Below are 12,501 nucleotides of genomic sequence, written 5' to 3' on the forward strand. Positions count from 1 at the left end.
CCCTCGCTTCCGGCCGCCTTTAGCGCCATGCTTATTTCATGAAGACCCGTCAGCCGCTCGCGAACGGCGGGAATCAGTCGCGGAGAACATAAGCATGAACAAACACCCGAAATTGACCGAGGCCGACGTCACGCCGGAGAGCGTATTCCACCAGCGGCGCAAGGTGCTGCAGGCGCTCGGTATCACCGCCGCTTCGCTGGCGCTGCCCACTGGCGCACAGGCGGACCTGCTGTCGTGGTTCAAGGGCAACGATCGCCCCAAGGCACCGCCGGGCAAAGCGCTGGAATTCAGCAAACCGGCCGCCTGGCAGGCGCAGCTGGCGATGACGCCGGAAGACAAGGTCACCGGCTACAACAACTTCTATGAGTTCGGCCTCGACAAGGCCGATCCGGCCGCCAACGCCGGCGGGCTGAAAACCGAAGGCTGGAAAGTGCGCATCGACGGCGAAGTGGCGAAGCCGATAACGCTGGATATCGACGATCTGATGAAGCGTTTCCCGCTGGAACAGCGCATTTACCGCATGCGCTGCGTCGAGGCCTGGTCGATGGTGGTGCCGTGGATCGGTTTCGAGCTGGGCAAGCTTCTCAAGCTGGCCGAGCCGAACGGCAACGCGCGCTACGTGGCCTTCCAGACGCTGTACGATCCGGAGCAGATGCCCGGCCAGAAAGATCGCTTTATCGGCGGCGGCCTGAAATACCCCTACGTCGAAGGGCTGCGGCTCGACGAGGCGATGCATCCGCTGGCGCTGCTGACCGTCGGCGTGTACGGCAAAACCCTGCCGCCGCAAAACGGCGCGCCGCTGCGGCTGATCACGCCGTGGAAATACGGCTTCAAAGGCATCAAATCGATCGTGCATATCCGTTTGGTGCGCGATCGGCCGCCGACCACCTGGAACCAATCCGCACCGAACGAGTACGGTTTTTACGCCAACGTGAATCCGCACGTCGATCATCCGCGCTGGTCGCAGGCCACCGAGCGTTTCATCGGCTCCGGCGGCATTCTCGACGTCAAACGCCAACCGACGCTGCTGTTCAACGGCTATGCTGACCAGGTGGCGTCGCTGTATCGCGGCATGGATCTGCGGGAGAATTTCTAAGTGCGCCTGACGCCTGTTCATATCAAATGGCTGAAAGCCGCCCTGCATCTGGCGGCGTTTCTGCCCTTTCTCTGGCTGGTGCTGGCGGTGGATCAAGGCTGGTTCAGCGCCGATCCGTCCAAGGACATCCAGCATTTTACCGGCAGGATGACGCTGAAACTGCTGCTGGCCACGCTGGCTATCGCCCCGCTGGCGCGCTACACCCGCCAGCCGCTGCTGATCCGCTGCCGCCGCCTGGTGGGGCTGTGGTGCTTTGCCTGGGGCACGCTGCACCTGATAAGCTACTCCACGCTGGAACTGGGGCTAAGCAACCTCGGCCTGCTGGGCAGCGAGCTGGTGAACCGCCCTTATCTGACGCTCGGCATCCTCACCTGGCTGATCCTGCTGGCGCTGGCGGCCACCTCGACGCTGTGGGCGATGCGCAAACTGGGCGCCAAATGGCAACTGTTGCACAACTTCGTCTATCTGGCGGCGATCCTCGCCCCCATCCACTACCTGTGGTCGGTCAAAACGTTTTCCCCCCAGCCGTTCATCTACGCGCTGCTGGCGGTGGCGCTGTTGGGCCTGCGTTACAAGAAATTCCGCGCCTGGTGGCGCTGAACTACGCGGCGGCGCGCGTTATTGGTACGGAAAAACGCGCGCCGCCGGCGGGAACTTTTTCTGTGTTCCAGCGCTCATATTCCTGTCACGGATCCCCGAGTTCGTCGATTTGGGGTTGAATATCTTCGCTGATAAGACCAGTATTTAGCTGCGAATTGCTACGATATCGTTATAATGCCCGACCTTGTTTCTGTTCTCAGGGTGAATTTGCCCCTTAACAGGTGACAAATCGATAACATCGGGTTATTTTCTACGATGATGGTTTTATTGCCGGAGATACCAGCACAATGGCGGATAAGTTTCACATTTTGCTTCTGAACGGCCCCAATCTCAATCTGCTGGGGACGCGTGAGCCGGAGAAGTACGGCAGCACGACGCTGACAGAGATTGTTAACGGATTGGAAAACCAGGCATCCGCATTGGATATTACCCTGAGCCATCTGCAGTCCAACGCCGAGCATCAGCTGATCGATCGCATCCATCAGGCGCGCGGCAACACCGATTTCATTCTGATAAATCCGGCGGCGTTCACGCACACCAGCGTGGCGTTGCGCGATGCGTTGCTGGCGGTGCAGATCCCGTTCATCGAGATCCACCTGTCCAACGTGCACGCCCGCGAACCTTTCCGCCATCACTCTTATCTCTCGGACGTAGCGGTAGGCGTGATTTGCGGCCTCGGCGCGGATGGCTACGCTTTCGCTTTACAGGCAGCGGTTAACCGTCTGTCGAAAACCCACTAATTGCTCCACAAAAAGAGTACGGAATCACACTCATGGATATTCGTAAAATCAAGAAACTGATCGAACTGGTTGAAGAATCAGGCATTTCTGAACTGGAAATCTCTGAAGGCGAAGAATCGGTTCGCATCAGCCGTGCCGCACCGGCGCAGGCTTATCCCGTCATGCAGCAGGCCTACGCGATGCCGGCACAGCAGCAGCCAGCCCTGGCTAACGCCGTTGCCACCGCGCCTGCGGCAGAAACCCCTGCAGCACCGGCGGCCGTGAGTGGCCACGTCGTTCGTTCCCCAATGGTAGGCACCTTCTACCGCACCCCAAGCCCGGACGCGAAAGCCTTCGTTGAAGTGGGCCAGAAAGTGAACGCCGGCGATACCCTGTGCATCGTTGAAGCCATGAAAATGATGAACCAGATCGAAGCGGACAAGTCCGGCGTCGTGAAAGCCATCCTGGTGGAAAACGGCCAGCCGGTCGAATATGACGAGCCGCTGGTCGTCATCGAATAACGAGGCGCCCCCATGCTTGATAAAATTGTTATCGCCAACCGCGGCGAGATCGCGCTTCGCATCCTGCGTGCCTGTAAAGAACTGGGCATCAAGACCGTTGCGGTTCACTCCGCGGCCGACCGCGATCTGAAACACGTGCTGCTGGCCGACGAGACCGTCTGCATCGGTCCTGCGCCATCGGTAAAAAGCTACCTGAACATCCCGGCCATCATCTCGGCGGCGGAAATCACCGGCGCGGTGGCGATCCACCCGGGCTACGGCTTCCTGTCCGAGAACGCCGACTTCGCCGAGCAGGTTGAACGCTCCGGCTTCATCTTCATCGGCCCTAAAGCCGAGACCATCCGCCTGATGGGCGACAAGGTTTCCGCGATCAACGCCATGAAGAAAGCCGGCGTGCCGTGCGTACCTGGCTCCGACGGCCCGCTGACCGACGACATGGATAAAAACCGTGCCTTCGCCAAGCGCATCGGTTATCCGGTGATCATCAAGGCCTCCGGCGGCGGCGGCGGTCGCGGCATGCGCGTGGTGCGCAGCGACAAAGACCTTGAGCAGTCCATCAACATGACGAAAGCGGAAGCCAAAGCGGCTTTCAACAACGACATGGTGTACATGGAAAAATACCTGGAGAATCCGCGCCACATCGAGATTCAGGTATTGGCCGACGGCCAGGGCAACGCCATCTATCTGGCCGAGCGCGACTGCTCCATGCAGCGCCGCCACCAGAAAGTGGTCGAAGAAGCGCCGGCGCCGGGCATCACCAGCGAAATGCGCCGTTACATCGGCGAGCGCTGCTCGAAAGCCTGCGTGGAAATCGGCTACCGCGGCGCGGGCACCTTCGAGTTCCTGTATGAAAACGGCGAGTTCTATTTCATCGAAATGAACACCCGTATTCAGGTAGAGCACCCGGTTACCGAAATGATCACCGGCGTGGATCTGATCAAAGAGCAGCTGCGCATCGCTGCCGGTCAGCCGCTGTCGATCAAACAGGAAGAAGTGAAGATCCACGGCCACGCGGTAGAATGCCGCATCAACGCCGAAGATCCGAACACCTTCCTGCCGAGCCCGGGCAAGATCACCCGCTTCCACGCGCCAGGCGGTTTCGGCGTGCGTTGGGAATCTCATATCTACGCCGGTTATACCGTACCGCCGTACTATGACTCCATGATCGGCAAACTGATCACCTTCGGCGAAAACCGTGACGTGGCGATTGCCCGCATGAAAAACGCCCTGGCTGAACTGATCATCGACGGCATCAAAACCAACGTTGAGCTGCAGCAGAAGATCATGAACGACGAAAACTTCCAGCACGGTGGCACCAACATCCACTATCTGGAGAAGAAGCTGGGTCTGCAGGAAACCTAAGGCAGCACGCAGCATCGTCTGACGAAAGGCCGGTTAATCACCGGCCTTTTTCTTTGGCGTTGCCGCCAGTAACGGCTTGGCAAAACGCCGTCATGCCGTAAAATTCCCTACCTTTGATGAATCCATCACCGTAAACCTATGGGAGACACGGATGGACAAACGCTTTATTCAGGCGCACCGCGAAGCGCGCTGGGCGCTGGGGCTGACGCTGCTCTACCTGCTGGCCTGGGGGCTGGCGGCCTATCTGCCGGACAGCGCCGTCGGCGTCACCGGCCTGCCGCACTGGTTCGAAATGGCCTGCCTGCTGGTGCCGCTGCTGTTCATCGGCCTGTGCTGGCTGATGGTGCGCACGGTGTTCCGCGACATTTCGCTGGAGGACAGCGATGCAAACTGAAGTGATCCTGCCGCTGGTCGCCTACCTGCTGCTGGTATTCGGCCTGTCGGTATACGCCTATCGCCGCCGTCAGAATGGAAATTTCCTCAGCGAATATTTCCTCGGCAACCGCTCGATGGGCGGCTTTGTGCTGGCGATGACCCTGACCGCCACCTACATCAGCGCCAGTTCGTTTATCGGCGGCCCCGGCGCCGCCTACAAATACGGCCTGGGCTGGGTGCTGCTGGCGATGATCCAGCTGCCGGCGGTGTGGCTGTCGCTCGGCGTGCTGGGCAAGAAATTCGCCATCCTGGCGCGGCGCTACAACGCTATCACCCTCAATGACATGCTGTATGGCCGCTACCAAAGCCGCCTGCTGGTGTGGCTGGCCAGCCTCAGCCTGCTGGTGGCGTTCCTCGGTGCCATGACGGTGCAGTTTATCGGCGGCGCACGCCTGCTGGAAACCGCCGCCGGCATTCCTTACGACACCGGCCTGCTGATCTTCGGCATCAGCATCGCACTGTACACCGCCTTCGGCGGCTTCCGCGCCAGCGTGCTGAACGACGCCATGCAGGGGCTGGTGATGCTGCTCGGCACCGTGCTGCTGCTGGTGGCGGTAATCCATGCCGCCGGCGGACTGGACAGCGCAGTCAGCAAACTGCAGCAGATCGATCCGGCGCTGGTGTCGCCGCAGGGCGGCGATCAGATCCTCAGCCTGCCGTTTATGGCGTCGTTCTGGATCCTGGTGTGCTTCGGGGTGATCGGCCTGCCGCACACCGCCGTGCGCTGTATCTCCTACAAGGACAGCAAGGCGGTGCACCGCGGCATTCTGCTCGGCACAGTGGTGGTGGCGGTGCTGATGTTCGGCATGCACCTGGCCGGCGCGCTCGGCCGCGCGGTGTTGCCGGATCTCAAGATCCCCGATCAGGTGATCCCGACGCTGATGATCACCGTGCTGCCGCCGTACGCCGCCGGGATTTTCTTGGCGGCGCCGATGGCGGCGATCATGTCGACCATCAACGCCCAACTGCTGCAATCCTCCGCCACCATCATCAAGGATCTCTACCTTGGCGTACGCCCACAGCAGATCCACAACGAGCGGCTGATCAAGCGCTTCTCCAGCCTGACCACGCTGATCCTCGGCCTGTTGGTGCTGTTGGCGGCCTGGCGGCCGCCGGAGATGATCATCTGGCTCAACCTGCTGGCTTTCGGCGGGCTGGAGGCGGTGTTCCTGTGGCCGCTGGTGCTGGGCCTGTACTGGGAACGCGCCAATGCTCAGGGAGCGCTTAGCTCAATGGTGTCGGGTGCGGTATGCTATACGCTATTGGCCAGCTTCAACCTGCAGCCGGCGGGGCTGCACCCTATCGTGCCTTCGCTGTTGCTCAGCCTGTTGGCGTTTTATCTCGGTAACGTCGTCGGCGAAAAGCGCCGGACGGCGTCATCATTACCCTCTTGAAGAGAATTGCTATGCCTTGGATCCAACTCAAACTGAACACCACCGGCAGCCAGGCGGAAGACCTGAGCGACGCGCTGGTGGAAAGCGGCGCCGTGTCGGTGACCTTCCAGGACACCCACGACAACCCGGTGTTCGAACCCTTGCCGGGTGAAACCCTGCTGTGGGGCGATACCGACGTGATCGGCCTGTACGACGCGGAAACCGATATGGCCGAGGTGGTGGCGATGCTGGAACAGCACCCGCTGCTGGGCGCCGGTTTCCGCCACAAGATAGAGCAGCTGGAAGATAAGGACTGGGAGCGCGAATGGATGGATAACTTCCACCCGATGCGCTTCGGCGAGCGTTTGTGGATCTGCCCGAGCTGGCGCGACGTGCCGGATCCCGATGCGGTCAACGTGATGCTCGATCCGGGCCTGGCGTTCGGCACCGGCACCCACCCGACCACCGCGCTGTGCCTGCAGTGGCTGGACGGCCTCGATCTGGCCGGCAAAACCGTCATCGACTTCGGTTGCGGTTCCGGCATCCTGGCAATCGCCGCGCTGAAGCTGGGTGCGGCGCGCGCTATCGGCATCGACATCGATCCCCAGGCCATTCAGGCCAGCCGCGACAACGCGCAGCGTAACGGCGTTTCAGAGCGTCTGGAGCTGTATCTGCCGAAAGACCAGCCGGCGGACCTGCTGGCGGACGTGGTGGTCGCCAACATCCTCGCCGGCCCGCTGCGCGAGCTGGCGCCGCTGATCGGTTGCCTGCCGAAGGCCGGCGGCCATCTGGGGCTGTCCGGCGTGCTGGCCAGTCAGGCGAGCAGCGTTGCGCAAGCCTACGAAGAGAAGTTCACGCTCGACCCGGCCGCCGAGCGTGAAGAGTGGTGCCGCATCACCGGCCGCCGCAAGTAAGCGTCACGGTCTATTGCTCCCTCATCCACCGGCCCTGCGCCGGTGGATTTTTTTTGCCTGGCGATCGGCCCGCGGGCGAGACAAAATTTTATGCAATTTTTCGCCGTTCAACGACGGATCGCCCTGACAATGCGCCTTCCAGGCAGGCTATCCCGGCAAAAAACGCGGGTGAATGCAGATAATATTCTGCGCAAAGGCGAATATTTTACCGCACACAAAATAAGCACTTTTCGTCAACTCATTGTAAAATATATACAATATTTTTATGAATCACTGCGCAGCGCATTTTTTGCCCTAATATCGCGCCAATTGGTTAAAGTTTGGCCTTTCATCTCGGCGCAAAAATGCGTAATATACGCGCCCTTGCGGACACAGTATGGTCACTCTTTGTCTATGCGCATTGGACACCACCAGCTTACTAATTGCCTGATTGCGGCCCCGATGGCCGGTATTACAGATCGCCCGTTCAGAACCCTCTGTCATGCAATGGGTGCTGGGATGGCTGTATCCGAGATGCTCTCCTCCAACCCGGAGGTGTGGCGGACGGATAAGTCGCGTCTGCGTATGGTGCATAGCGATGAACCAGGGATCCGCTCCGTGCAGATTGCCGGATGCGATCCTGATGATATGGCCGCCGCCGCGCGTATCAACGTGGCCAGCGGCGCGCAGATCATCGACATCAATATGGGATGCCCGGCCAAAAAAGTGAACCGGAAGCTTGCCGGGTCCGCCTTGTTGCAGTACCCGGATCTGGTTAAACGGATCCTCCACGCGGTGGTTGACGCGGTGGATGTGCCGGTAACGCTGAAGATTCGCACCGGCTGGGCGCCAGAGCATCGTAACTGTGTAGAGATTGCCCAACTGGCCGAAGACTGTGGTATTCAGGCCCTGACGATTCACGGCCGAACCCGCGCCTGTCTGTTTAACGGCGACGCGGAATACGACAGCATTCGGGCAGTTAAGCAGAGTGTTTCCATTCCGATTATCGCGAATGGGGATATTACTGACCCGCATAAAGCCAGAGCAGTGCTCGACTACACCGGGGCCGATGCCCTGATGATAGGCCGCGCTGCTCAGGGGAGACCCTGGATCTTCCGGGAAATCCAGCATTATCTGGACACTGGGGAGTTGCTGCCGCCGCTGCCGCTTGGCGAGGTGAAGCGCTTGTTGATTGGGCACATTCGGGAATTGCACGGCTTCTATGGCCAAGGCAAGGGATTCCGGATTGCTCGTAAGCACGTGTCCTGGTATCTCCAGGAACACGCTCCGAATGACCAGTTTCGGCGCACATTCAACGCCATAGAGGATGCCAGCGAACAGCTGGAGGCGTTGGAGGCATATTTCGAAAATCTTAGCGTAAAAAAAGAGCTGACAGAACTATGTTCGAACAACGCGTAAATTCTGACGTACTGACCGTTTCTACCGTTAACTCACAAGATCAGGTAACTCAAAAGCCTCTGCGTGACTCGGTTAAACAAGCACTGAAGAACTATTTTGCTCAACTGAACGGTCAAGACGTAAATGACCTGTATGAGCTGGTACTGGCTGAAGTTGAACAGCCACTGTTGGACATGGTGATGCAATACACCCGTGGCAACCAGACCCGCGCAGCCCTGATGATGGGCATCAACCGCGGCACGCTGCGCAAGAAGCTGAAAAAATACGGCATGAACTGATACTAGTCAGTTAACGTGTTGAAAAGGCGCTTTATCTCATTTGATAAGCGCCTTTTTCTTTTGGGGCGCCCCCGGTTTGCGGGCAATAAAAAAGGCCGCAGCGCGGCCCTTGTGGCAAAGCGGCGACCTTATTCGGTCACTTTGTTCTTGAGGCTTTCCGCCCCTTGCTTGGTCTTGTCCCAAGCCTTCTCTGAACCTTGCTTGGTGGAGTGCCAGGCCTTTTGCGAGCCTTCGCTCACTTTGCTGCCGACGCTGTCGCTCTTGCCTTCGGCGGCGTGCTTGGCTTTCAGCTTCAGCTCTTCACCCTTGTCCTGAGACTGGTGCAGCTTTTCTTTGGCGGTATCCGCTCCTTTGTGCGCTTCGGCAACGACCTCGTTGCTGGCGTGAGCGGCGGTGTCGGTCGCGGTCTCAGCGGCGAACACCGGGGAAGCGAGCAGCAGTGCAGACAAGGCAATGATTGATTTCTTCATAAGTCCCTCTTTTCTCAGATACGTGCCATTCTTCATGAAATAAGATGGCACACAATCCCGTTAAAGAAACCTAAGAATAGTACGAAAACCAAAAATACCAACATAAAATATCAACACTCACATCTTAATTAACTTTTCATGCCATCTGCGTTCAACAATGGCGAAATGGCACGAAAAAGTTAAATTTTATCTGTCACAAAACTATAATTTTTACGTTTTTTACCTCGTAATAATCAGTAATGACAGGGATGGATTCTATGGTTGCCGTCATCATTATAGGCGTTTTTATCGTCAGCTTCCTTTACGCACACTCCCGCGGCAAGGAGAAACAAAAGCTTACCCGCCAACTGTTCGATCACTCCACCTTTATGGGGCCGATCAATATGTTTATGACCGGTTTCTCCCGTTTGCCCGCCAGGCAGCCCTATTTCGACGAAAAAGTTTTCCCGGAGCTGCAGACGCTGACCGACAACTGGCAGGTGATCCGCGAGGAAGCGGTGCGCTTGCAGCATCACATCAAAAAGGCGCAGTCGCACAACGATGCGGGGTTCAACACCTTCTTCAAACGCGGCTGGAAACGTTTCTATCTGAAGTGGTACAGCGACAGCCACCCTTCGGCGCAGACGCTGTGCCCAAAAACCGTCGAGCTGCTCAACCGCATCCCGTCGGTCAAGGCCGCGATGTTCGCCGAGCTGCCGCCCGGCAGCCATTTGGGTAAACACCGCGATCCTTACGCCGGCTCGGTGCGCTATCACCTGGGGTTGATGACGCCCAACGACGATCGCTGCTTCATCGAGGTGGACGGCGAGCAGCACAGCTGGCGCGACGGCGAGGCGGTGATCTTCGACGAAACCTACGTGCACTGGGCGCAGAACGCCACCGATCAGACGCGCATCATTCTGTTTTGCGACGTCGAGCGGCCGATGAAATGGCGCTGGGCGCAGGCGGTCAACCACTGGGTCGGCACCACGCTGATGTCGGCGGCCAGCTCGCCAAACGACGATCAGGACCGCACCGGCGGCATCAACCGCATCTTCAAATACGTCAACGCGGTGCGCGATGCCGGCCAGCGCCTGAAGGCGCGCAACCGCCGCGGTTACTACCTGCTGAAATGGCTGGTGATCGCTGCGATTTTCGCCGCGATTATCATTCCCAGCCTATAAAACGAGCCAATCTTCAACTCAGGGGCAACGCGAATGAGAATATTCGCATGCCCCTCTTCCTCTGTACCCCGTACCCTGTGTTAACATACACGTTCCTAGAGCCGCCTCCGCTGGCCAACAGCTATCCCTCCGAAGCCTGATAGCAGCGCAAACCGCCCTTCGAATGTAAATGTTTAGTCAATTATGGAATTCCGACTAAACCCTGGCCGTACTTGGGTGTCTGAGTGTTGTATCGCAATCGAGTGGATCCTTTATGCGTTACAGGTTGCTACCCCCTAACGCATAAACGAGCTGCTATGAAACGCCAAAAGAGATTTCAACTTTCCTTGCTGCACCCGCGCTACTGGCTGACCTGGTTCGGCCTGACCCTGCTGTTCCTGCTGGTACAGCTCCCTTACCCGTTGCTCAATCGGCTGGGGGTGTGGATGGGGCGCACTTCGATGCGTTTTCTTAAGCGTCGCGTCACCATTACCCGCCGCAACCTCGAACTGTGCTTCCCCGAGATGGACGAAGCGCAGCGCGAACGTAAAGTGGTGGGCAACTTCGAATCGCTCGGCATGGGCCTGCTGGAAACCGGCATGGCCTGGTTCTGGTCGGATAAACGCGTCAAGCGCTGGTTCAACGTCTCCGGCATCAACCACCTCAAAATGGCGCAGCGCGACGATCGCGGCGTGCTGGTGATCGGCGTGCACTTTATGTCGCTAGAGCTGGGCGGCCGGGCGATGGGCCTGTGCCAACCGATGATGGCGATGTACCGCCCGCACAACAACAAGGCGATGGAGTGGGCGCAGACCAAGGGCCGCATGCGCTCCAACAAAGCGATGATCGATCGCAAGGATCTGCGCGGCATGGTGCACGCGCTCAAGCGCGGCGAGGCGGTATGGTTCGCGCCGGATCAGGACTACGGCCCGCGCGGCAGCGTATTCGCGCCGCTGTTCGCCGTCGATCAGGCCGCCACCACCAGCGGCACCTTCATGCTGGCACGCATGGCCAACCCGGCATTGGTGCCGGTGGTGCTGATCCGCCGCGAAGGCGGCCGCGGCTACGACCTGCTGATTCAACCGGCCCTGGAAGACTACCCGCTCAGCGACGAACAGGCGGCGGCGGCTTACATGAACAAAGTGATCGAGAAAGAGATCATGCGGGCGCCGGAGCAATACATGTGGCTGCACCGCCGCTTCAAAACCCGACCGGCCGGCGCGCCCTCGCTGTACTGAGCCTCTTTTTTCTTTCCAGCCCGGCCAACGCCGGGCTTTTTTGTGCGCCACGTTTAAAAAGCGGCGGCTCGACACTCTACTTTCCTGTAATCTCCTTTTTTACCCGCACAGGAAAGGAAATGATGAAAGCTCAAGTTCGCATTGCTCTGGTCGGTGATTACAACCCGCAAGCCGTGGCCCATCAGGCCATCCCCGTAGCGCTCCAGCTCACCGCTGCCCATCTCGACATCGACGTGCAGCCCCAATGGCTACCGACAGAAACCCTGACCTCCCCCGACGTGCTGCAAAATTTCGACGCCATCTGGGTGGTGCCGGGCAGCCCGTATCGTTACGACGACGGCGCCTTTATGGCGATCCGCCATGCGCGGGAAAACGACGTGCCGTTCCTCGGCTCCTGCGGCGGTTTTCAATACGCCATCGTCGAGTACGCCCGCAACGTGATGGGCTGGCACGACGCCGGCCATGCGGAAACCGACAGCGGCGGCCGATTGGTGATCGCCCCGCTGAGCTGTTCGCTGGTGGAAAAAACCGGCGACATCGTTTTTCAGCCTGACACCCGCGTCGCGCAGGCCTACGGCAGCCTGAACACCCATGAAGGCTACCACTGCAACTTCGGCGTGAATCCGGAATTCGTCGCCGATCTTGAGCGCTTCCCGCTGATCGTCAGCGGCCACGACACCGAAGGCGACGTGCGCGCCATCGAACTGCCGGGCCGGCGTTTTTACGTCGCCACGCTGTTCCAGTCGGAACGCGCCGCGCTGCGCGGCGAGCTTTCACCGCTGGTGGTGGAACTCGTCAAAACCGCCGCCAACGGGTAAAAAAAAGCCCTCTTGCGAGGGCTTTCTCATCGGATACATCCCGCCGGCTTACGCCTGTCCGAGCTCGCGCAACGCCAGATTGAAGTGTTGCCCCAGCTCACGCCGATGAACCGGATGCTCCATCATCGACACATGGT

At 59.1% G+C, this 12,501-nt stretch carries 14 protein-coding genes; 13 read left to right on the top strand and 1 reads right to left on the bottom strand.

Features of this window, described 5'->3' with window-relative positions:
- The first annotated feature begins 94 nt into the window (after positions 1-94).
- From msrP to fis, 10 genes are all read left to right on the top strand, one after another.
- Complete coding sequence (gene msrP / locus SSARUM_RS21395; RefSeq protein ID WP_033648972.1) at positions 95-1,096, top strand: protein-methionine-sulfoxide reductase catalytic subunit MsrP; 1,002 nt, start codon at positions 95-97, stop codon at positions 1,094-1,096.
- Positions 1,097-1,696 (top strand): protein-methionine-sulfoxide reductase heme-binding subunit MsrQ, encoded by a 600-nt coding sequence (msrQ, locus tag SSARUM_RS21400; RefSeq protein WP_033648971.1) that lies wholly within the window; start codon positions 1,097-1,099, stop codon positions 1,694-1,696.
- Positions 1,697-1,983: 287 nt separating this feature from the next.
- On the top strand, positions 1,984-2,436 hold the full coding sequence (aroQ, locus tag SSARUM_RS21405; protein ID WP_004936891.1) for a type II 3-dehydroquinate dehydratase: 453 nt from the start codon (positions 1,984-1,986) through the stop codon (positions 2,434-2,436).
- A 32-nt stretch (positions 2,437-2,468) separates the two neighbouring features.
- Positions 2,469-2,936 (top strand): acetyl-CoA carboxylase biotin carboxyl carrier protein, encoded by a 468-nt coding sequence (gene accB, locus SSARUM_RS21410; protein WP_033636178.1) that lies wholly within the window; start codon positions 2,469-2,471, stop codon positions 2,934-2,936.
- 12 nt (positions 2,937-2,948) lie between these two features.
- Entirely contained in the window at positions 2,949-4,298 is a 1,350-nt protein-coding gene (gene accC / locus SSARUM_RS21415; RefSeq protein WP_004936886.1) for an acetyl-CoA carboxylase biotin carboxylase subunit, read from the top strand.
- Positions 4,299-4,449: 151 nt separating this feature from the next.
- Positions 4,450-4,692 (top strand): YhdT family protein, encoded by a 243-nt coding sequence (locus SSARUM_RS21420; protein ID WP_033636179.1) that lies wholly within the window; start codon positions 4,450-4,452, stop codon positions 4,690-4,692.
- The gene (panF, locus tag SSARUM_RS21425; protein WP_033636180.1) at positions 4,682-6,127 is read left to right on the top strand and encodes a sodium/pantothenate symporter; all 1,446 of its coding nucleotides are present in this window, start codon (positions 4,682-4,684) and stop codon (positions 6,125-6,127) included. Before SSARUM_RS21420 ends, panF begins: the two co-directional genes overlap by 11 nt.
- Positions 6,128-6,138: 11 nt before the next feature.
- Positions 6,139-7,020 (top strand): 50S ribosomal protein L11 methyltransferase, encoded by an 882-nt coding sequence (gene prmA, locus SSARUM_RS21430; RefSeq protein WP_033648970.1) that lies wholly within the window; start codon positions 6,139-6,141, stop codon positions 7,018-7,020.
- Positions 7,021-7,413: 393 nt separating this feature from the next.
- Positions 7,414-8,418, top strand: coding sequence for a tRNA dihydrouridine synthase DusB (gene dusB / locus SSARUM_RS21435; protein ID WP_004936856.1), 1,005 nt, complete (start codon positions 7,414-7,416; stop codon positions 8,416-8,418).
- Positions 8,400-8,696 (top strand): DNA-binding transcriptional regulator Fis, encoded by a 297-nt coding sequence (gene fis, locus SSARUM_RS21440; RefSeq protein WP_000462905.1) that lies wholly within the window; start codon positions 8,400-8,402, stop codon positions 8,694-8,696. The genes dusB and fis overlap by 19 nt, the downstream gene beginning before the upstream one ends.
- A 128-nt stretch (positions 8,697-8,824) precedes the next feature.
- Here fis and SSARUM_RS21445 read toward each other — a convergent pair whose 3' ends face one another.
- Positions 8,825-9,166: a hypothetical protein gene (locus tag SSARUM_RS21445; RefSeq protein WP_004936850.1), complete on the bottom strand. Its 342-nt coding sequence runs from the start codon at positions 9,164-9,166 to the stop codon at positions 8,825-8,827.
- A 257-nt stretch (positions 9,167-9,423) separates the two neighbouring features.
- On the opposite strand from SSARUM_RS21445, the gene lpxO reads away from it, so the two are divergent.
- The 3 genes from lpxO (at position 9,424) to SSARUM_RS21460 (ending at position 12,364) form a co-directional block, all read left to right on the top strand.
- Entirely contained in the window at positions 9,424-10,329 is a 906-nt protein-coding gene (gene lpxO, locus SSARUM_RS21450) for a lipid A hydroxylase LpxO (RefSeq protein ID WP_033648969.1), read from the top strand.
- 296 nt (positions 10,330-10,625) lie between these two features.
- Entirely contained in the window at positions 10,626-11,546 is a 921-nt protein-coding gene (lpxP, locus tag SSARUM_RS21455; RefSeq protein ID WP_060430938.1) for a kdo(2)-lipid IV(A) palmitoleoyltransferase, read from the top strand.
- A 119-nt stretch (positions 11,547-11,665) separates the two neighbouring features.
- Entirely contained in the window at positions 11,666-12,364 is a 699-nt protein-coding gene (locus SSARUM_RS21460; protein ID WP_223182021.1) for a CTP synthase C-terminal region-related (seleno)protein, read from the top strand.
- The last annotated feature ends 137 nt before the right edge of the window (positions 12,365-12,501 follow it).

This window comes from Serratia sarumanii (assembly GCF_029962605.1).
GTDB classification, from domain to species: domain Bacteria; phylum Pseudomonadota; class Gammaproteobacteria; order Enterobacterales; family Enterobacteriaceae; genus Serratia; species Serratia sarumanii.